Here is a 20,989-nt window from a genome sequence, read left to right as displayed (position 1 = left end):
GGAGGGGGGGGGGAGGGGTTGGGTGGGGTTTTTCTTGAGGCCAACAGCGGTCTTGTTGGGTGGGGTCTGGGGGGGGGGGGGGGGAGCCGAAGGCGAACCCCAGCAAATCACCCGAGCGGATCCGCGAGCCCGTGCTTCAGCGCGTAGCGCACGAGCTCCGTCGCGTTCGACACGCCCAGCTTCTGCATCAGGTTGGCCTTGTGCGTGCTGACCGTCTTGACGGAGAGGTTGAGCTTGGCCGCGATCTCCGAGACCGCCTCGCCCGCCACCAGCAGGCGGAAGACCTCGAATTCGCGGTCGGAGAGCGATTCGTGCGGCAGCCCTTCGCTGCCCGGCATGGCGCCCAAGGCCAGCTGTTCGGCCACCTCGGCGCTGATGTAGGCGCCGCCGGCGGCGATCTTCCGGATCGCCTGCTGCAGCTGCGCCGGCGCGCTTTCCTTGGTGAGGTAGCCGCTCGCGCCCGACTTGATCGCGCGCACCGCGTACTGGGTCTCCTGGTGCATGCTCAGCACCAGGATGCGCAGGCGCGGCTTCTCGGCCTTCACCAGCTTGATCAGCTCCATGCCGCTGCGCCCGGGCATCGAGAGGTCCAGCACCAGCACGTCGAACTCCAGCTCGCGCACGCGCTGCATGACTTCCGTGCCGTCGGCGGCCTCGCCGGCGACCTCGAAGTCGGACACGTCGCCGACGATGCGCTTCAAGCCCTCGCGCACGATCGCGTGGTCGTCGGCCAGGACGATGCGGATCGGCATCACGCTTCCCCGCCGAGCGGGATGCGCGCTTCGACGCGCGTGCCCGTGCCCGGATGGCTTTCCACCTTCAGCTCGCCGCGCAGCAGCTGCGCGCGCTCGCGCAGGCCCACCAGGCCCAGCGACTGCGGCTTGCGCGGCGCCGAGGGGCGGAAGCCGATGCCGTCGTCCTGCACCCGCACCAGCAGGTGGCCGCCGACGGGACGCAGCTCGACCTCCACGCGGCTGGCCCGCGCGTGCTTGGCCACGTTGGCCAGCGACTCCTGCACGATCCGGAACACGCCCGTGGCGTGCGGCTCCTGCAGGTCCAGCGATTCGTCCACCTGCAGCTCGCAGGGCACGCCGGTGCGCTGGCTGAAGTTCTGCACGGCCCATTCGATGGCCGCCACCAGGCCCAGGTCGTCCAGCACCAGCGGCCGCAGGTCGGCGGCGATGCGGCGCACCGAGGCCACGGCCGTGTCGAGCATCGCCAGCATCTGCGCCAGCTTCTCCTGCGCCGCGCCGTCCTGGGCGGCGACGTGGTCGCGCAGCCAGATGCTGTCCATCTTGAGCGCCGTGAGCGACTGCGCCAGCTCGTCGTGCAGCTCGCGGGCGATGCGCGACTTCTCCTGCTCGCGCACGCCGGTGGATTCGGAAGCGAAGGACGCCAGCTCCGCCTGCGCCCGCACGCGCTCGGTCACGTCGCGCAGGATCACCGTGTAGACCTTGCCCTCGGGCGTCTGCAGCTGCGAGATCGAGGCCTCGATCGGGAACTCGGTGCCGTCCTTGCGCAGCGCGTACAGGATGGTCTGGTGCCCCATGCGGCGCGAGGTCGTGCCGGTGGCGCCGAAGCGCCGCACCTGCCCCGCGTGCCCTTCGCGGTAGCGCTCCGGGATCAGCAGGTCCAGCGGCCGCCCCTCGACTTCGGCGGGCGTCCAGCCGAACATCTTCTCGGCGGCGCGGTTGTACATGACGATGCGCTGGCGGTCGTCGACGCTGATGATCGCGTCCATGGCGGAATCCAGCAGTCCGGCCAGGCGGGCCGCGGCGTTGTCGTCGGAGAGGAAGGAGGACACGTGTGGCTCTTGCTTTCTGCGCAAATTACAGCACAACCGCCCGGCGCCGGATGCGCGTCCCGCCCGAGTCCTACACCCCGCCCCGGGGGCCCCTGACACCGCGCGCGGAACTGCCGGCCCAGACTGCGTTCCAACCGGTCCTTACCTCCCATCGCAGTGTTGGCCATCGACAATTCCTCCACCCTCGCCGCAGGCGCCACGCCGTCCGCCGTCCCCGACGCCTCGCCGCAGCGCCTGCGCAGCCTGGCGCGCGCGGCGCAGCACGACATCCTGCGGCGGCTCACGCCGCCGCTGCGGCACGACATGGTGGTGCACCTGCAGTCGCTGGGCATGATGGCCGAGGCCCTGGGCGCGCGCGTGGAACGCGGCGCCGTCGAACAGGAGGACCTGCAGGGATCCGTCTCCAAGCTCAACCGGCTCGCGCGGCAGGCCGTGGCGCGCTGCCTGGAGGTCTGCACCTGGATGGAACCCGCCGAGGACGACACGATCACGCTGCGCGAGGGCGTCGCCGAGATCGTGCGCCTGCTGGCCACCAGCCTCAACTTCCGCGGCTTCGAGCTGCGCGGCGAGCCGGCGGACGCCGAGGGCGACTTCGACGTCTCGCGCAGCGCCGTGCGCTTCCTGCTGGCCGCCGCGATCCTCACGCTCACCGACGCCGCGCCGGCGCCGGGCACGGTGACGGTGCGCACCGAGCAGTCCTCGTCGCACGGCGTGGTGGCCGTCGAGTGGGAACCCCAGCCGGACCCTGGCTTCACGCAGCTGCACGAGGCGGGCGAAGCGCCGCTGTCGTGGCTGGAAGTGCAGGCGCTCGCCGGCCAGCACGGCGTGGAGCTGCTGCGCAACGGCCACGCGATCATCCTGCGCCTGCCGCGCGCGCTGGTCACGACCCCACTGAAGATGGTTCCCGTGTGAGCGCGGGGGCCGCGGCCGCCGCGTCCATGAAGGCCTCCAGCTGCGCGATCGGCAGAGGCCGGCAGTACAGGTAGCCCTGGTAGCGCTGGCAGCCCTGGCGCGCGAGGAAGTCGCGCTGTTCCTCGGTCTCCACGCCCTCCGCGATCACCTGCAGGCCCAGGTTGCGGCACAGCCCGATGATCGTGGTGGCGATCGCGGCGTCGTTGGCGTCGGTCAGGATGTCCTTGATGAAGGCCCGGTCGATCTTCAGCTCGTCGATCGGCAGCCGCTTGAGGTAGGACAGCGAGGAGTAGCCGATCCCGAAGTCGTCCACCGACAGACGCACGCCCATGTCCTTCAGGGCCTGCATGCGGGCGATCGTCGCGTCCAGGTGGTCGGCCAGCAGGCTCTCCGTCACTTCCAGCTTGAGCTTCTCGGGCGCGACGCCCGCGCGGCGGATGCAGCCGACCACCTCGTCCACGAACTCGGGGTGGCGGAACTGCCGCACGCTCACGTTCACGGCGATCGTCAGGTGGCGCCGGTCGGGCCGCAGCGCCCACGCGGCGAGCTGCGCGCAGGCGGCCTGCAGCACCCAGTGGCCGATGGGGATGATCAGCGAGGTCTCCTCCGCCATCGGGATGAACTGGTCGGGCCGCACGGTGCCGCGCGTGGGATGCTCCCACCGCAGCAGCGCCTCCACGCCGGTCATGCGGCCGTCCATCCCGACCTGCGGCTGGTACTCGACCTTCAGGTGGTTCTCGTGCCAGCTCTGGCGCAGGTCGGCCGCGAGCGCCGCGTTCGCGCTCGCCACGGCCTGCATCTCGGGATCGAAGAAGCGCACGCCGTTGCGGCCGGCGGCCTTGGCCTGGTACATGGCCAGGTCCGCCTGCTTCAGCAGTTCGTTGACGCTGGAAGGCGCCTTGCCGAACAGCGTGACGCCGACGCTGCAGGTGCTGTGGTGCAGGTAGCCGGGCAGCACGTAGGGTTCGCCGAGCGCATCCAGGATGCGCTGGCTCACCGCCTGCGCCGCGGTGAGCGGGTCCAGCGGCTTCTCGCGCGTGTTCTCCAGCAGCACCACGAACTCGTCGCCGCCCAGGCGCGCGACCAGGTCGCCCTTGGCGACGCAGTTGCGCAGCCGGCGCGCCACCTGCTGCAGGAGCAGGTCGCCCTTCTGGTGGCCCAGCGTGTCGTTCAGCACCTTGAAGTTGTCCAGGTCGATGAACATCAGCGCGCCCTCGCGCGCCTGCCCGCTCTCGCCCACCACCTCGTTCAGCCGGTCCAGCAGCATCTGGCGGTTCGGCAGCTGCGTGAGCGGGTCGTAGAACGCCAGGTACTGGATCTTCTCCTCGTCGCGCTTGCGCTCGGTGATGTCGCGTCCCACCGCCACCCAGTGCGTGAGCCGGCGCGACTCGTCCCACACGGGCGAGACGTCCAGGTCGACCCAGTAGGGCTCGCCGGATTTCGTGTAGTTGATGAGGTCGACGCGCACGCGCTCCCACTGCTCGAGCGCCGAGCGGATGCGATCGAGCTGCGCGCGCTGCGTGTCGGGGCCCTGCAGGAAGCGCGGCGAATGGCCGATCACCTCGTCGCGCGTGTAGCCGGTGCGGCGCTCGAAGGCGTCGTTCACGAACACGATGCGCGGGCCCGGCGCGCGGAAGGGCGCGGCCTCGGTGATGATGACGATGTCGTTCAGGCGGGCGATGCTTCCCTCCAGCAGCGTCAGGTGCTGCTGCGCGCCCCGCCGCGCCGTGACGTCGCGCAGGTGCAGCGCCAGCCCGGCGCCGAAGGGAAAGCCGCGCACCTCGAGCCAGTGCACGACCTGCGCGTCCAGTTCCTCCAGCTCGATGGCCTCGCGCTTCTCCAGCGCGTGCATGATGCGTTCCTCCAGCGCGAGCCGCGCCCGCTTCTGGAAGAAGCTCCACACCTTGCGCCCCAGCAGGTCCTCGCCGCCGGCGCCCAGCAGCTGCTCCGCCTGCTCGTTGGCGTAGCTGATGCGTCCCTGCCGGTCCACGGTGACGAAGGCTTCGGCGCTGCCCAGCGCGCCGCCCATGCTGACGGTGTGCCGCAACAGCGTGCCGGGGCGGTAGCCGGCCGGCGCGATCTCCTGCACCAGGCCTTCGGCGCCGACGACCGCGCCGCCGTCGTCGCGCAGCGGCTGGCCCACGCAGCGCACCCACACGCGCCGGCCCTGGAAGGTGCGCACCTGCACCTCGACGTCGAAGGGCGTGCCCTGCTCCATGCAGGCACGCAGCTTCGCCTCGAGTTCGCCGCGGTGGTCGCCGGCGAAGTGCGACAGCGCCTCGTCGTACGCGGGCGCGTAGCCGGGCGGCGCGCCGTGCAGGCGCGCCATCTGCGCGGACCAGTACAGCGTGCGCTCGCGGCTGTCCAGCCGCCAGAAGCCGACGAAGGCGCTGCTCTCCACCAGTTGCAGCAGCTTGCCTGCGTTGAGCGCGATCACCGGATCCATGGACATGCTTGGCCGCATCTTACGTTCGCGCGGACGGCGGCGGGGCCGACCGTAGGCACCCTCCTACACCCGAACGCGTGCCCATCCGAACGGGGCCGCGGAGCGCAGGGCTAGAGTGCCTTACGCCTTGACACCGTCACTTACCGATCGAGCCCTCGTGCAACTTGCCGTCTACGTCGTCGAGGACAACGCCGAGATCCACGAGAACCTCGTGGAAGCGCTCGAGGAGCTCACCTGCGTGAAGGTGGTCGGCGGTTCGGCGACGGAGGAAGAGGCGCTGGCCTGGATCGCCACCCACGCGCACTGGGACATGCTGATCGTGGACCTCTTCCTCAAGGGCGGCAGCGGCATGCGCCTCGTGCAGCAGGTGCAGCGCGCCCGGCCCGGCCAGAAGATCATCGTGTTCAGCAACTACGTCAATGCCAGCGTGCGCAAGCGCTGCGCTCAGCTGGGCGTGGACGCCGTGTTCGACAAGTCCACCGAGATCGACGCCCTGGTGGACTACTGCGCCCACCAGTGCACGCTGATGGGCGCGCAATCCGCCCCGGCACCGCTCTCACCCTCCGGAGGTCCGCCATGAGCAACAGCATCGAATTCCCCGGCCTGTCCCTGGTCGACCTGCCCCGGGAAACGCCCGCCGCCGCGCCGCAGGGCCCCACCGCCGACAGTCCGCCCACCATCGGGCGCCGCTGGTCCGACGGCGCCGGCACCTACGCGCCCGCCGATCCGGACGCGCCCTGGTCCATGGCGCAGCAGTGGCCCAACCTCGTGGCGGCGCTGTCGGAGCAGGCGGTGGAGAGCAGCAACCTGCTGCTGCGCGCGCTGAACTACCTGGTGGGCGCCGGGCGCCTGCGCCGCAGCGAAGCCAAGGCGCTGAGCGATGCGATGCACCAGCTGCGCGGCACCAGCCTGCGCGCGCAGCAGATCACGCGGCTCGCGGGGGGACGCATCCGCCAGGCGCGCGAGCGGGTGGAGCTGTCGGAGCTGGTGCGCCACGTGCTCGACGACCGCGCGGGCGAACTGGCGGCGGCAGAAGTGACGGTGAGCTCGGACCTCCAGCCGGTGGACGTGCTGCTCGACCCGCCGGTGGCGATCAGCCTGCTCAATGCCATCGTCGACTGGGCGACCAGCTTCAGCAAGAAGCTGCACGTGACGCTGCTGCCCACCGAGTGGCCGGGGCCGGCGCAGCTGAAGGTGCGCGTCACGACGCCGGCGGCGCAGCCGGCGCATCCCGGCGGCGTCGGCTGGACGGTGCGGCCGCGCGGCCGCCGCCTGAACGACGGACTGCACTGGATGCTGCTGCGGCAGATCGCCGCCTCCTCCGGGCTCGAGGTGACGCGCTCCCGCGAGGACGGCGCGGCGCTGCTGGCGGTCGCCTTCCCCAAGACCTTCCTCAGCACCGAGGGCGTCGCCTGCCTGGAGCTGACCGATCCGGCCGGCGGCGTCACCGCCCCGCTGCGCGAGACCTGGGTGCTGGTGATCGCGCACGAGGACAAGGTGCGGAGCGAGGCCGTGGACGCGCTGCGCAAGATGGGCATAGCCGCGGTGTCGGCGAGCGACACCGCGCAGGCCCGCGCCGTGATCGGCGACAGCCGCCCCAACGTGCTGGTGACCGCCTGGGACATCCCGCCCGCGGACATCGCCGCCTTCCGGCGCGACGTGCTGGGCGGCGAGGACCATTGCCCGCTGGTGGAGATCACGCGCGAGCTGCCCTCGTTCCACCTGAGCGGCTTCGACCGCTTCGAAACCCCGAAGGTCGGCCGCGAACAACTCACGGCGGAACTGCCGCCGACGGTGCTGTTCGAGCTGGTGAAGATCGTCTGACGATCTCTCGCACAGGGGAGAACGCAGAGGACGCGAAGGTTACGCAGAGGACGCAGAGAAGAAGGAGGAAAAGGGCAAGAAGGTTTGCTCTGCGTTTTCTGCGAAACCTCTGCGCCCTCTGCGTTCCCTTCTTCGATCAAGCACCCCCTCGACCCTGCGCCTGCAGCATCCGCACCAGCTGTTCCGCCGGCACCGGCGGGCTGTAGAGGAAGCCCTGGGCCTGGTCGCATTGGAGTTCGCGCAGCTTGGCGGCCTGCGCGTCGGTTTCCACGCCTTCGGCCACCACCTTGAGGTTCAGGCCGCGCGCCAGCGACACGCAGGTGCGCACGATGCCTTCGTAGGCGGCGTCGGCGGTGATCTTCTTGACGAACGCGCGGTCGATCTTCAGTTCGTCGATCGGCAGCGTGACGATGTAGGCGAGCGACGAGTAGCCGGTGCCGAAGTCGTCGATGGCCACCGGCACGCCCAGCGCCCGCACCTGCTGCAGCACCTCGATCGCGCGCTCCATGTTGGAAATCAGGATGCTCTCGGTGATCTCGATCCCGATGGCCGAGGTCTCGCCCGCGAGCGCTTCCAGCGCGCGTTCCAGCGCCGGCACGAAGTCCTCGTTGCGCAGCTGCGCAGCCGCCACGTTCACCGCGATGCGCGGCGCCGGCAGGCCGGCCGCGCGCCAGGCGCTCCAGTCGGCGATGGCGCGCTCCATGATCTTCTGCGCCACCTCGCCGATCAGTCCCGTGGTCTCCAGCGCCGGCACGAATTCGCCCGGCGGCACCAGCCCGCGCTGCGGGTCCATCCAGCGCACCAGCGCCTCGACGCCGACGATGCGGCCGGTGGCCAGTTCCACCTTGGGCTGGTAGTAGTTGACGAACTCGCCCTGCTCCAGCGCGCGCCGCAGCTGCGGCTCCAGCCGGAAATGCAGGCTCAGCACGTTGTCCACCGAGCGGTCGAAGAAGGCCATGGACTGCTCGCGCTCGATCGCGACCTGCAGCGCCGTGTCGGCCGCGTTCACCACCTCGTCCAGCGTGCGCCCGTCGTCGGGATACGCGGCGAAGCCCAGGTTCACGGGGCACACCAGCGAGAGGTGGTTGACCTCGTAGGGCCGCTGCAGGCTCGCCGCCAGCTCCGGCGCGACGTCCTGCGCGAAGGCGGCCGGGCGGGCCTCGGGGAAGAACAGGATGAAGAGCCCGCGCTTGATGCGGCCGATGAACGCGCCGCGCTCGCCGAACACGCGCAGCCGGTCGGCCGTCTGCTGGATCAGCGCGTCGGCCACGCGGAAGCCGTGCGCCGAGTTGATCTGGTTGATGGTCTTCAGCCGCACGAAGCAGACCATGCCGCAGGCCGGCTTGCCGTGGTCGAACTCGTGCTCGAAGTGGAACCAGTTGGGCAGCCCCGTCAGGCGGTCGGTCTCGGTGGCGATGCGCAGCTGCCGGCGCAGCTTCAGCAGGCTGGCGACGGCCTGCGCGAGCTTCACCAGCCCGTCGCGCTGGCCCGCGGTCAGGCGGCGCGGCACCTGGTCCATCACGCACAGCGTGCCGATCGCGCTGCCCTCGCGCGTCCGCAGCGGCACGCCGGCATAGAAGCCGAGCGTCGGACCCTGCGCGCCCCACGGCTGCGGGTCGGCCCAGCCGAGCCGGGCCACGTCGGGAATCTCCAGCACGCGGTCGGACTCGAGGATCGCGTGGGCGCAGAAGCCCTGCTCGCGCGGGACCTCCGCGAGCGGCAGGCCGACGCGCGACTTGTACCACTGGCGATGGCCGTCCACCAGCGTCAGCGCCGCCATCGGCGTGCCGCACAGCACGGTGGCGAGCTGCACGAGGCGGTCGTAGTCCTCGTCGGGTTCCGTGTCGAGGATGCCGAAGGCGCGCAGCTCCGCGAGGCGCTGCGGCTCGTCCGCGGGCTGCAGCGCCGCGGTGTAGAGCCAGGCGCCGCGCGAGGAACGTTCGGGCCGCGCCGCGGCCGCATCGGGGACGGGGGTCACGGCGGGGATGGCCGCTCTCTGCTGTACCAGCGCCATGGCGCCTCCTTCTAGTACCGGCTGACCGGGATGCGCTCCGAGGCGACCGCGGCGCTGAACGCCTCTTCTTCCGCGGCGCGCCGCGCGGCGAGCTCGCGCTCCGCCCGCTCGCGCTCCGCGGCGGCCTGGAGTTCGGCCAGCAGGGGATCCGGTTCGGGCTCCGCCCGCAGCGGCTCGGGATCGGGCAGCGCGGCCGGCGCGGCGTCGAGGTCCACGTCGAGCGCGAAGCGGTGGCCGCCCTGCGCGTCGGCCGCGGCCTGGGCCAGCGCGTGCGCCGCGGCCGGGTCGTCGGCATGCGCCCAGGGCGCCAGCGGATGCTCTTCCCCGCCTGCCGCGAGCGGCGCCCCGGCGGACTGCGCCTCCATCGCGGTCGCCAGCTGGTACAGGGCCAGCAGGTCGCGCCCCGCCTGGAGCGTGAGGAGCGCGTCGGGCCCGGGCACGGTGAACAGCGTCTCCTCGATCAGCGCGCGCGCCTCGCCCGCGCGCCAGGCGTCGGTGAGGCGCTCGCTGAGCGCCGTGAGGCTTTCCAGGCCGACCGACGCGGTGACCTGCTCCAGCGGCGGCGCTTCGACGCCGAAGGCCTCGGCGTAGCGGCGGCGCGCCGTCGCCAGCGCCGCCGCGTCGTCGACCGGGTCGCATTGCCGCATCAGCTCGAAGAAGGCGAGCGGCGCGGGCGAGACGCTGTCCTGCAGGTAGGACTTGAGCACGTCCATCGCATCGGCGCCGAGACCCAGCGAGGACAGGAACTCGACCTCCTCGAAGGTCGCGACCAGCGTCTCCACCTGCAAGGCGCGTTCGGCCGTGCTGCGCGCGGGGGGCGGCGCGACGACGGTCGGCGCGGGTGCCGGCACGGCCACCGGCGCGGGAGTCGCCACGGCCACCGGCCCGGGCTCCACTTCCTCGACCATCGGCTCCATCGCGACGGCAGCCTCGGCGGCCGGAGCGGCCGCATACCAGGAGCCGGACGCGAGCGGCAGCTGCCGCGTGCGCCACCAGAGCACGCCCGCCGCCGCGGCCGCCGCCGCGACCAGCAGCAGGAGGAACTGCAGCCACTGCGCCGGCCCGGCGTCCGCCTGGTCCAGCCGCTGGCGCAGCGCGGCCAGTTCGGCGCGCGTCCGGCTGTTCGTGCGGCGCATCTGCGCCAGGTCCGCTTCCAGCTTCTCCAGCATCGCGCTCGTGCGCAGCAGCTCCTGCGGGTCGGCATTGAGCGCCTGCCACAGCAGCGCGGCGGTCGCGCGGCGCGCCGCGTCCCCCTGCGGTTCGGCGAGGCTGGACGACACGCGCAGCACCGTCCGCGGCTCGATGTCGATCGGGTCCAGCTTCAGACGCGCCCGGGGCGCTGGCGCCGCGGACGCGTGCGCGCTGCCACGGCCCGGCCGCGCGGCGTGCTGCGGCTTGGCCTCGTCGGCCCGCGCCACCACGGCCGGGCGCGGAGCTGCGCGCCTCACCACCGGCACGGGCGCCGGCGCGGCGGCCGGTGTCGTGCGCGTCGCGAGCCGCAGCGGCACGGTGGCGCCGGCGGCGGCGAGCTTGTTGCGGGCGTCGAGCGCCGCCAGCCGCGCTTCGGTCGGGTAGTCGGGCAGCAGCGTGTAGTTGCGCGTGACCGTGTTGTTGCAGCCCGCGCGCAGCGAGACCGTGACGAAGGGCTCGTCGATGGGCAGCTCGGACTCGATGCGCACGCGCCGCTGGAGGTCCGGCGGTCCCACCAGGGTCGCGCGCACATGCCCGTCGGGGACGCGCTTGTCGCCGTAGAAGACGTCGGCGTGCACGCACTGGTCGTCGGCATCGCGCGAGGCGAACCGCGCCGGCACCGTCATCGCGAGCGGCTGGCCCAGCAGCACGTCGGCCACGGGCGTGCCCAGGGATTGCGCGGATGCGCAGCCCGCCCAGCCCAGCAGCAGCGCGACGGGGAAAGTGCGGCTGGACGTAAGCAGGTTTTTCATGGGCTCACGCACTGTAAGAAGCTCGGCAGAGCAGCCCGGGTAGGATTCGCTGCGCTCCCGCTGTAGGACGGCGACTACCTGTCTTCCATAACTCTGAAAAATCCGCTGCGCGGATTTTTCAGAGTTGCCTGATCAGTGCGGCCAGGACCGGCAAAGCCGGATCCTGGTCGCAAGGGAGACTGCGCTGCATGTTATTCCGCGCAGTCTTCGAGGCGGGCAGCCCCAAGGCTGCCCGCCGGGCGAGAACCGCGCGGAATAACATGCAGCGCGGTTCCCCTTGTGAGAAGGATCCGGCTTCGCCGGTCCTTCTCACACATGCCAGGCCTCTGAAAAAAGTCGCCTGCGACTTTTTTCAGAGACTCCCTACCTCCGGTCCTGAGCTTCGGCGAGCCCCTGCACGAGCGACGGCGGCACGTAGCGCGGTCCTTCGAACAGGTAGATGGGGAAGCCCTCGTAGGTCGCGAGCTGCGGCCGCAGCTCCTCGAGCGTCGCGGGGCGGAAGCCGCCGCCCACCTGCGGGCGGAACGCTTCGGCGATGAGCCGCACGCGGTCCTTCCCCAGGCGGCGCACCAGCACGTTGGCATAGTGGCGCGCGACGTAGGGCTCGCGCGCGTACACGCCCACCCCGTCCTGGAAGAACACGCCCACGTCCTGCGGCAGCCACTCGACCAGGCTCTGCGCGAGCTCTTCCGGGCCCACGTTGGCGCTGTCGTACACGCTGATCCACAGCGGCCGCGGCAGCTGGTTCAGCAGCGTGCGCAGCCGGAAGGCTTCCATCCAGGTCGGGTCGATCTCGATGGGGAAGTAGTAGCCGGCCACGTTCACGGGCGGCGGCGTGCGCGCCACCCGCGCCGACAGTTCGACGAGCGACTGCAGGTCGTTGCGCGCGCCGCGTTCGTCGAAGCGGCCGGCCAGGCCCAGGATCACTTCCTTCGCCCAGGGCTGCTGCGCGATGCGCTGCCAGTCCGGCATGCTCGCGCCCGGCGCCAGCCCGGTGCCGGGCACGAAGGCGAGGTCGTCCACGACGGTCCACTGCACCAGCAGTCGCCGCACGCCCAGCTTCTGCCAGTCGCCCTGCGGCTGCGTGTGCTCGTTGTCGATCTGCCAGACCACGCCCTCGATCGGCGGCACGGTCAGGCCGGCGCAGCCGGCCAGCAGCGCCGCCGCGGCGGTGAGCGCGAGGATGACCCGGCGCATCTCAGTACGACAGCAGGCCGTTGACGTACAGGCCCTTCATGCGGTCGTCCCCTCCCAGGTGGAAGCGGTACTGCACGGTGAGGTCCCAGTAGGAACGCGGCGCGTTGTAGACGTCCTCGCGGAACCAGCGGCGCAGGCTCACGCCGGGGCCGGCACCGGCCGACGTGTTGTCGCCAGGGCTGTCGGAAGCGTATTCCGCGCCGGCGAACAGGTGCGGGTACAGCACGGTGCGGCCGTCGGCGCCCACCACGTAGCTGCGGCCGAACATGCCCGACAGGATCGCGTAGTCGATGTCGTTCTCGAAGTAGCGCCCCGCCTCGGCGTAGAGCCGCGTCGTCCACCAGCTGCGCTGGTTCATGCGCAGGTCGGTCCCGTAGTCCCACGACCAGCCGATCTGCCCCAGCCAGTCGTCGTTCACGTTGGGGCCGAAGGTGCGCGCGATCGACAGCACCAGGTTCTGCGAGGTGAGCGGCTTCCAGCGCGCGCCGATCGCGCCCGCGAAGCTGTCGCCGCCCGTGTTGCCGCCGCTCTCGTCGTCCAGCGTGGCGAAGCCGCGCACGAAGGCCTCGACGAACTGGCCGTTGCGGAAGCCCCAGGGCCGGTAGTAGGCCTCCACGCCGGCCTGCGTGACCCGCTGGCCGGGCGCGCCGCCCACCGCGCCGAAGCTGGGCACCACGCCGCTGCCGTTGCGCGAGGTGATGGAGGCGAGCACGCCCCACTTGCGCGACACGTCGGCGATCGTGCGCCGCGTGTCGTACACCATCTGCGAATCCAGCTTCAGCTGCAGGCCGTTCACCGCGTCGATGGCGCGCTTGAAGTAGGCCACCGCCTCGTCGTCGTGCTTGCTGCGCATGGCGGCATAGCCGGCGTCCAGCAGCGAGGTGGGGGGCAGCCCGCCGCCCGCGTCGGCCGCGGCGAAGGACTGGCGCGCGGCCTCGTCGTCGCCGATGCGCGTGGAGAGATAGGCCATGTCCAGCCGGTTCTGCGGCGTGGCCGCGGCGGGCGCGGCGGCGAGGCGCTCGCGCGCTTCGCGCTTGCGGCCGAGGTCGGCCAGCAGCGAGGCTTCGGTGGTGGGCGGCAGCTGGCCGGAAGCCAGCGCAGCCTGCGCGTCCGCGTCCGCACCCGCGACGTCGCCGAGCCGGCGCAGGATCGTGGAGCGCTGCGCCAGCGTCTCCGGGCCGGCGCCCAGCGCGATGGCGGCGCTCGCCGCGCGCTCCGCTTCGGCCAGCTCGCCGGCTGCCAGCGCCGCGTTCATGTGCATCAGCTGCCAGTCGCGCTGGCCGGGCGAGGCGGCGGTGGCGAGGCGCGCCTGCTCCAGCGCGCGCTGCACGTCCTTTTCCTCCAGCGCGCGATAGGCCGCGGTGGCGTTGGCGAAGCCCGGCATGGGCGGCAGCGCGGCCGCCTGCAGCGTGCAGGTCTGCGAGGCCTCCACCTTGCTGCAGTCGATGCCCGGCGCGCGCAGCGCGAAGGGCGCGGCGATGCCGGCCAGGCGCTGGCGCGCGAGTTCGCGCCGGCCGTTCGCCGCGGCGTCATCCGCCGGCAAGCCCGCCAGCACCTGCATCGCGCGCTGGCCGTCGCCCTGCGCCAGCGCGAGGTCCGCGGCCAGCAGGAGCAGCTCGTGCCGCGCCGCCGCGGGCACGCCCTTCTGCGCCAGCGCCCGCTGCACGTCGGCCGTCGCCTCGGCGGGACGGCCCAGCCCCTGGCGAGCATAGGCCCGCAGCGCCAGCGGCGCGGCGCTCTCGGGCAGCATGGCGATCGCCTCGGTGGCCGTCCTGTCGGCATCGGCGTAGCGGGCGTCGCGCAGCAGCGCATGCACCAGCACGAGCCGGTAGCCCGCGTTCTCCGGCGCCCAGCGCACGGCCTCGGTGCCCTGCGCGATCGCGCCCTTCACGTCGCCGGCCTCCAGCGCCTTGTACATGGCGGCGCCGGCCGCCTGCGCGCGCATGCGGCCCAGCTCGGCACGCGCGCGGGCCAGGGCGGCATCGTCGCCCTTCACGTGCGCGGCGCGATCGAGCGCCTCCTGCGCCTGGTCCATCCGGCCGCTCGCGGCCAGCGACTGCGCCAGCAGCAGCCAGTAGTCGCGCCGCTTCGGCGCGAGCTGCACGGCGCGCTGCGCGCTTTCGACGGCCTGCGCGTAGTCCTGCCGCGCGAAGGCCTTGTAGCCGGCGTCGGCCGCGCTGGTGGCGGCCTGCGCGGTGCGGACGGCGGCCCGCGAGTTCTGCGCCGCGGCCGGGACGGCCGCAAGCGCCAGCACCGCGGCGAGTGCCAGCGCCTTTCGTTGTTCTTGTTTCATGGTCGTTGTGAGGGAGGGTTCCCTAGGTGGGTTGGGCCGATGGACCGAAGAATCCCCTCTGTTGTTGTTCCGGATGTGCGGCGGCGCGCGCGAAGAGGCTGCGCTGGTCCTGCACGACCTGCTCGAGCATCTCGCGGGCGATCACGCCGCGCTCGACCAGGTAGTCGCCGATCCGGCCGTGCCGGTCGGTCTTGTAGTCCTGCATGGCCGACTCGAACTGCTCGCGCCGCAGCAGGCCGCGTTCGATCAGCATGTCGCCCAGCAGCGGTCCGGTGGGCACGGCGGCCGCCTTGCCGTCGGCCTGCGTGTCGCGCAGCAGGCGCAGCGCGATGGCCAGCTCGCCTTCGCGGGCGATGCGCTGCACCGGCTCCTGCCCCAGGGCCTGCGTGATCTCGGCCAGCGCCGGCTCCGACAGCGGGCTGGTCACGGCCAGCACCGGCCGGTCGTTCTTGTTGCGCCCCATGTGCACGGCGCGGTGGCGGATCGCCAGCTCCAGCGGCATGTCGCCCGCGTGCTTGCGCACGAGCTCGGCCGAGAGATGCGCTCGCGGCAGGTCGGCCTGGTAGGCGATGGCTTCGGCGAGCGTCTCCTCGTCCAGCCAGCCGTTGGAGACCAGCACGCGGCCGAGCGGCACGTCGGCATCGGCCTGCTTCTCCAGCGCGCGCTGGATGGCGCCCTCCTCCACCGCGTTCCAGGACGTGAGCAGCTCGCCCAGCCGCTGGCGGCGGCGCGCCAGCTGCGCGCTGCTGGGGAATTCGTGCGCGGTCTTGTCCCAGGCGAGGCGGTTGCCCTTGAAGAGATAGCCCAGGTACATCTTCCAGGCGCGGGCCACGGCCATGCAGTTCACGAAGTTGCCGACCACCATGCGCGGCAGCGACATCACGCCATGCTCCCAGCCGTACAGCACGCTGGTGAAGTACACCCGGTGCGCCGCGCGGATCGCGAGGAAGATCGCGTTGATGTAGATCATCTTGCGCCAGATGCTCCCTTCCTGGAAGAGCGAAGGATAGTACGCATGCCACCATCCCGTGGCGAGTCCGACGTGGAAGATGACGAAGTGCAGCACCAGGATGTAGGCCAGGATGCTGATGAACGACGTGACGACGCCCTTGCGGTCGTGCAGCAGCAGGTAGCGCGCGGCGAGCGACTGGCCCCGCCACTTGATCTGCTCCCAGCTCTGCAGTCCGATGCCCAGCACCCAGCGGGCCTTCTGCCGGTAGGCGGCGCGGAAGTTGTCGGGGAAGTACTCGCGCACGCACAGGGGCATCTGCATGAGCAGCTCGCGCCGCTTGCTGCTGCCCCAGGAATTGCGGCTGATGTGGAAGGTGACCGGGAACACGCCGAAGATCGAGGTCATGTTCAGCTGCGCCAGGCGCATGCCGACGTCGTAGTCCTCGGTCAGGCTGTCGGTGTTGAAGGGCTTGTTGCGCGTGGAGCCGACCAGCGCGACCAGCGCCCGGCGCGAGAAGCAGGTGCCGACGCCCGCCGACGGCACCATGCCCGAGACGCTTTCGCGCACCACCATCTCCTTGGCGTGGCTCTCGGCGAATTCGTCCATGTAGGTGCCGGCGACCAGCTCGTACCAGTCGCGCTCGAGCGAGGCGACCGGCAGCTGGATCATGTCCTTGCGCGGCAGCAGGTAGTTGAAGAACTTGAGCTCCAGCGGGTGCAGCACGTCCTCGCTGTCGTGCAGCACGACGCCCGCGAACTCCACGGCGTGCTCGCGCTCGTGGTCGAAGATCGCGGCCACCACCGCGTTGAGGCAGTCGGCCTTGCTGGTGGGGCCGGGGTGCGGCACCTCCACGCGCTGCAGCTGCGGGTAGCGCTTGACCATGCGCTCCACCTCGTCGATGGTGGCCTGGTCGTTGGGATAGGTGCCGACGAACACGCGGTAGTTGCGGTACTCCAGCACCTCCACCATGTTCTGCACCATGGCCGCGATGACGTCGCTCTCCTGCCAGGCCGGCACCATGATGGCGAGCGGCTGCTCCTCGCGGTCGCGCAGCTGCTCCACCGTCAGGCGCCGGTACTTGGGGGATCGCTCGATCTTCGCCCGGCGGAACAGCCGCCGGAACCAGTACCACAGGTCGATGAACAGGTCGTCCAGCGAGGAGATGAAGATGACCAGCACCAGGATGGCCGCGACCACCTCCAGGCCGGAGTTGTATTCCGCGATCATCAGGTCCCAGTTCATCTTCGTACCTCCTGCTGGCTACTGCTCAATGGCCATTCACGCTCAACGATCACCGGACAGGGCCTTGCGGCGGCGCATCCGGCTGGCGAACACCAGCAGGCCGACGAACAGCGCCAGGATCACCAGCGGCAGCAGCCACCAGTAACCGCGCTCGAACAGGCCGGGCTGGGCTTGCTTCATGATTCCCTGCCCCGACGGGTCGTGCGTGTTGACCTCGGTGCGCAGGCCGTTGTTGCCCATGATCGCGAGGTTGCCGCCCGAGAGCTGGATCGGCTTCTCCATCGTCGGCGCCTGCGCGCCCAGCGTGCGGTACACGGCGCCGATGTCGTCGCCCTTGCCCGTCACTTCCAGCACGCCGACGCGGTTGAGGCCGCGCACGTCCAGCAGCGGACGGTCCTTGGTGCCGGCCAGGAACAGGCGTCCCTGCTCGGGCTTCACGCCCTCGGCGTAGCCGTCGGGGATCACGTCCACCGCGAGGTAGGGACCGTCGACCTTCGGGTGCGAGCCGTCGGCGACCGGCTGGAACTTCGCGTTCACCGGCGACAGGCCCGTGCTCGCGGCCAGGCGCACCACGCGCGGCAGCGTCTCGGTGGCGTTCTGCAGGTGCGACTGCGGGACCATCAGCGTGCCGCCGTCGGCGAACTTCGCCATCAGGCCGGTGAAGTCGGACGAGGGATCGATCTTGTCCAGCAGCATGTGGCTGGAGGGCAGCACGGAGACGGGATACGGCTCCGGCGTCTCACGGCAGCGGTCGGAGGCCAGCTGGCGGATGAAGGACACGCGGATCACGTTGCGCGTCTGCAGCGCGTAGCGCGGGATCGAGGCGATCACGCGCTCGCGGCGGCCGTTGGCCTCCATCTCCTTGGCGCCCAGCAGCACGTCGTTCATGAACACGGAAACCACCGGCGGCGTGTGCGCGGCGCTGGGCGCGGCGGCGACGTCGATGACCAGCGTGCCCGGGCCCTTGCCGTCGGCCGCGACGGAGCCGATGTCGAAGGTCGCGAGCCAGTCGGCGTGCGCCAGCACGTCGAAGCTGCTCGGCTTGGCGCCCAGGTATTCCAGTGAGACGGCGTTGGCGTCGGTGTTCTGCGGCGCGCGGGCGGCGGAGACCGTGAGGTTGGTTCCGGCCGCGGCTTCGGTCCAGATGCGCGAGAACAGGCCCGCGGCTTGCGCCCCGGCGTCGGGCGCCACCACGATCACGGGGCGGTTGCCGACCTGCGCCAGGCCGATCTGGTGCGAGGCGATCTGCTGGCCGCTGTTGGGGCCGGCGATGATGATGTCCGGCTCGGCCGGGCCGCCCATCGTGGCGGTGCCGGGCTGGCCGCCGGCATCGGCCGCGGCGGCGGCCGTGCTGCCGTCGGCGCCGACGATGCGCGGCCGCTTGCCGGCGCGCTCCAGCGCCACGCCGACGCGCCAGGCGGTGTCGTACACCTCGGGCGAGACGCTCTTCGCCGGGATCTGGATGGTGGGCGTGGGCGGCAGCGAACCCCAGGCCGTGCTCAGGTCGCGGATCGCGGAGCCGTCGTAGCGGAACACGAAGCGCGAGGTGGGTTCGATGCGCAGGATGTTGCCCGGCGTGCGGGCGTCGGCGCAGGTGTTCTCGCGCGCGACGGCCGTGCGCCAGTCGACGTTCAGCTTGATGTAGCCGCTCGGGCGCGGGCGCCCGTCGATGGGCAGCACGACGCTCGCGTCGCCGCGGTCCGCCGTGTAGCCGAAGGCCTGCACCGGCGCGCCGTCGACGGCATAGACGAGCGAGGTGCGGCCGCCGTCGGCGCGCACGTAGCTCGCGTCCAGCTGCAGCGTCGCGCCCGAGAGGTTCACCCCCGGCGGCACCGGCAGGTAGATCTCCTTGATGGTGTCGGGATAGCCCAGCACCACCGGCTCGGTGAAGCCGAGCTCACGGAAGGTGATGGTGCGCGGCACCCAGACGCCGGCGCTCTCCGCCGGCTTGAACACCGCCGTCTGCGGCGGGATGTTCGCGGGCGTCTGTTGCACCGGCCCGGTGGTCGGCGTCGGCTGGGTGGGCTGTTGTGCGATGCCCCAGCCGGGCAGCATGCACAGGCTCGCCAGCATGGCGGCGGGCAGGAGATGGGCGAGTTTCATGGGGCACCTCGTGTTCAGGTTCATGCGCGCGTGTTCAGGGCAGCTTGCTGGGGGCGATCCAGGTGTATCCGAGCTGGGTGATCCCCTCGATCGTTTTCTTGAAGTCCTCGAAGCCCGGAACCCCCAGCTCGGGTTCCAGCCAGAAGGGATGGAAGAAGAAGGAGGCGAAGCCGTCGCGCACCGCCCTGGCGTAGCGGGCGTTGGTGATGATGTCGTCGGCCGTGTAGTTGTAGTTGGACGTCGGGTCGATCGTGTGGATGTCGTACTCGATGTTGCCCAGGTTCTCCGGCAGCACGCGCTGGCCGTACCAGTCCTTCGCGATCACGTAGGGGTAGATCTGCCCCATGGAGAAGTCCTTGGCGACCGGGGCGTAGAAGTTCGGCTGGTCGGCCGTGTAGTACACGACGCGCTGGTAGGTCGTGGCGAACAGCTGCGGCGCCGTGCGGTTGGCGATCGCCGAGCCCTGGTAGTGCGGCATCTCCCAGGCGACCGGGTTGTAGCCGTAGCTGCGCAGGTCGCTCAGGCCGGCGCTGAGCCGCCCGCGCACCCAGGACACCGAGTCCTCGGCCACCGGCTTGTTGTCGACGATGTTCCAGAACTCGTAGTCGTCGCCGCTCACCCCGGTGTGCGGGTTGCGCATCTTGCCGTACTGGTGCGTGTAGCCGTGCATCACGATCTCGCCGCCGCGCTGCATCGCGTGGTTCAGCGCCTTGCGCAGGTTGGTCGCCTGCGACAGCGGCACCGTCATGGGCACGCCGTCGTTGTAGGCGCCCAGCGCGTCGACGTACAGCGGGATGGTGGCCACCGAGAACGGGACGTGGCGGGTCGCGAGGTAGTCCGACAGCGTCTTCATCGCCTGCACGCTCACCAGGGCGCCGACGTCCTCCAGCCGCACCAGCGCCTGGTGCGATTCCGGGTGGTCGATGCGCATCATGTCGTGCAGCAGGTCGGCGAACACCAGGTAGCGGTCGCGCGGGCCGATGAAGCTCAGGGGCAGGTCGGCCACGTACCAGAAGTTGCCCGAGCGCAGCACGTAAGGCGCGGTCTCGCCCGTCTGCGGGTTCGCGACGGGCACCACCACGCTCGCCTTGGCCGGGTCGGTGACCGAGACCACGCCGATGTCCGGGTCGGCGCTGACGATGTTGCGCGTGGGGTCGTACGTGTAGTACTTGATGAAGTCCAGGCCCTTGTACTTCACCGTGTCGAAGAAGCCGGGGTCGGGATTGGCCGCGGTGGGCGCCGCGTTCAGGCCGCGCAGGCCCGAGAAGGAGATGCCCTTCAGCGCGGTGAAGTTGTAGGCCGGGTTCCAGGCCAGCTCCCACAGGTTGTACTTGAACCAGACCACCGAGGGCGCGTCGGCGCCGGCCGGCAGGTTCGCCACGTCCGAGAGAAAGGCCGCGGGAACCGGGTTGTCGTAGACCGAGCCCAGGTAGAAGACCGCGCGGTAGCCGTTCATCATGCCGGCCGTGTACGACTGCACCGGCGCGAGCTTCACGTTGGCATTGAAGTGCCCGAGCAGGTTGCGCAGCATGATCGCGTAGCCCAGGCCCAGCTTGTCCCACTCCGTGCCGGAGGGCGCGTCGTACAGGACCAGCGCGGGCGGCGCGGACGTCGACGTCGCGGACGTGGACGTGAAGGTCGCCGTGCTCGTGGTGGTCGAGGTGCGCAGGAACGGCGTCGCCTCGGTGGCGAGCATCTGCAGCTGGTCGCGGTCGGGATGGTGACCGCGGCCGCGCTCGTCGTGCCGGCCGTGGGGCTGCGCGAGCGCGGCCGTGGCGATGGCCGCGCCGGCCGTCAGCGCGAGGAGGAGGTTGCGCAGGACTTTCATGGCTGGCCCTTCACTTCTTGTCCGGGTTGTAGAAATAGGAGCTGGCGCCCTTGCCCGTCTGCTCGCGGGCCGGGCCGGTGCCCGCGCCGCCGAGGTCGCGGGCGCCCGCCGCGGGTGCACCGGCCGCGCCGCCCGCCGGCGCCTGGCCGGCCGCCGCCGCGGCGCCGCCGGCACCGCCGCGCAGGGGGGTCGCCGCGGGGCCCTGCGGCGCCAGGCTGTCGTCGCGCGTGTAGTCGGCGTTGTGGTGCAGCTTGTGGTGGTGCGCGCGGACGTAGCGCTTGCGCTCGTCGACGTTCAACCCGGCTTCGGGCCGCACGAGGTTGGAGCCCGGGGGCAGCGGCGGCGGCTTGACGGACTGCGCGACCGCGACGGCCGCGCTCCAGCCGAGCGCGGCCGTGAGGGCAAGCCGGGCGAAGGACAACTGCATGGGA

Annotated in this window: 14 protein-coding genes; 3 read left to right on the top strand and 11 right to left on the bottom strand. The window is 71.3% G+C overall.

The genetic code is table 11. From position 1 onward, the window contains the following. Positions 1–107 precede the first annotated feature (107 nt). The gene (locus ACY0MJ_RS07860; RefSeq protein ID WP_462637796.1) at positions 108–752 is read right to left on the bottom strand and encodes a response regulator; all 645 of its coding nucleotides are present in this window, start codon (positions 750–752) and stop codon (positions 108–110) included. Next, a complete protein-coding gene (locus ACY0MJ_RS07855; protein WP_462637795.1) occupies positions 752–1,804 on the bottom strand; it encodes a sensor histidine kinase in 1,053 nt (350 codons plus the stop codon). The genes ACY0MJ_RS07860 and ACY0MJ_RS07855 overlap by 1 nt, the downstream gene beginning before the upstream one ends. A gap of 159 nt (positions 1,805–1,963) precedes the next feature. Between ACY0MJ_RS07855 and ACY0MJ_RS07850 the strand changes: the two genes are divergently transcribed. Then, positions 1,964–2,716, top strand: coding sequence for a hypothetical protein (locus ACY0MJ_RS07850; protein ID WP_462637793.1), 753 nt, complete (start codon positions 1,964–1,966; stop codon positions 2,714–2,716). Here the strand turns inward: ACY0MJ_RS07850 and ACY0MJ_RS07845 are convergent. Continuing rightward, positions 2,685–5,168 carry a sensor domain-containing protein gene (locus tag ACY0MJ_RS07845; RefSeq protein WP_462637792.1) on the bottom strand — a complete coding sequence of 828 codons (2,484 nt, stop codon included), beginning with the start codon at positions 5,166–5,168 and terminating at the stop codon, positions 2,685–2,687. The two genes, ACY0MJ_RS07850 and ACY0MJ_RS07845, sit on opposite strands and share 32 nt — an antisense overlap. Positions 5,169–5,319: 151 nt before the next feature. On the opposite strand from ACY0MJ_RS07845, the gene ACY0MJ_RS07840 reads away from it, so the two are divergent. Further along, positions 5,320–5,742, top strand: a complete 423-nt coding sequence (locus ACY0MJ_RS07840; protein ID WP_462637791.1) for a response regulator — start codon at positions 5,320–5,322, stop codon at positions 5,740–5,742. Continuing rightward, positions 5,739–6,986 carry a hypothetical protein gene (locus ACY0MJ_RS07835; RefSeq protein WP_462637790.1) on the top strand — a complete coding sequence of 416 codons (1,248 nt, stop codon included), beginning with the start codon at positions 5,739–5,741 and terminating at the stop codon, positions 6,984–6,986. Before ACY0MJ_RS07840 ends, ACY0MJ_RS07835 begins: the two co-directional genes overlap by 4 nt. Positions 6,987–7,122: 136 nt before the next feature. Here the strand turns inward: ACY0MJ_RS07835 and ACY0MJ_RS07830 are convergent, their stop codons facing one another. The 8 genes from ACY0MJ_RS07830 to ACY0MJ_RS07795 form a co-directional block, all read right to left on the bottom strand. Next, positions 7,123–9,000, bottom strand: a complete 1,878-nt coding sequence (locus ACY0MJ_RS07830) for a putative bifunctional diguanylate cyclase/phosphodiesterase (protein WP_462637789.1) — start codon at positions 8,998–9,000, stop codon at positions 7,123–7,125. A gap of 11 nt (positions 9,001–9,011) precedes the next feature. After that, positions 9,012–10,943, bottom strand: a complete 1,932-nt coding sequence (locus ACY0MJ_RS07825; RefSeq protein ID WP_462637788.1) for a hypothetical protein — start codon at positions 10,941–10,943, stop codon at positions 9,012–9,014. Between the two features lie 363 nt (positions 10,944–11,306). After that, a complete protein-coding gene (locus tag ACY0MJ_RS07820) occupies positions 11,307–12,140 on the bottom strand; it encodes an alpha-amylase family protein (protein ID WP_462637787.1) in 834 nt (277 codons plus the stop codon). Between the two features lies 1 nt (position 12,141). Further along, entirely contained in the window at positions 12,142–14,433 is a 2,292-nt protein-coding gene (locus tag ACY0MJ_RS07815; RefSeq protein ID WP_462637786.1) for an NfrA family protein, read from the bottom strand. Positions 14,434–14,455: 22 nt separating this feature from the next. Next, a complete protein-coding gene (locus ACY0MJ_RS07810) occupies positions 14,456–16,627 on the bottom strand; it encodes a glycosyl transferase family protein (RefSeq protein WP_462637785.1) in 2,172 nt (723 codons plus the stop codon). A gap of 42 nt (positions 16,628–16,669) precedes the next feature. After that, a complete protein-coding gene (locus ACY0MJ_RS07805) occupies positions 16,670–18,730 on the bottom strand; it encodes a hypothetical protein (protein WP_462637784.1) in 2,061 nt (686 codons plus the stop codon). 34 nt (positions 18,731–18,764) lie between these two features. Beyond that, the gene (locus ACY0MJ_RS07800) at positions 18,765–20,426 is read right to left on the bottom strand and encodes a DUF2334 domain-containing protein (RefSeq protein ID WP_462637807.1); all 1,662 of its coding nucleotides are present in this window, start codon (positions 20,424–20,426) and stop codon (positions 18,765–18,767) included. 142 nt (positions 20,427–20,568) lie between these two features. Continuing rightward, complete coding sequence (locus tag ACY0MJ_RS07795; RefSeq protein ID WP_462637783.1) at positions 20,569–20,985, bottom strand: hypothetical protein; 417 nt, start codon at positions 20,983–20,985, stop codon at positions 20,569–20,571. Positions 20,986–20,989 lie beyond the last annotated feature (4 nt).

Source organism: Ramlibacter sp. bp-362, from assembly GCF_054956735.1.
This window is presented reverse-complemented; position numbering and strand designations above follow the sequence as displayed.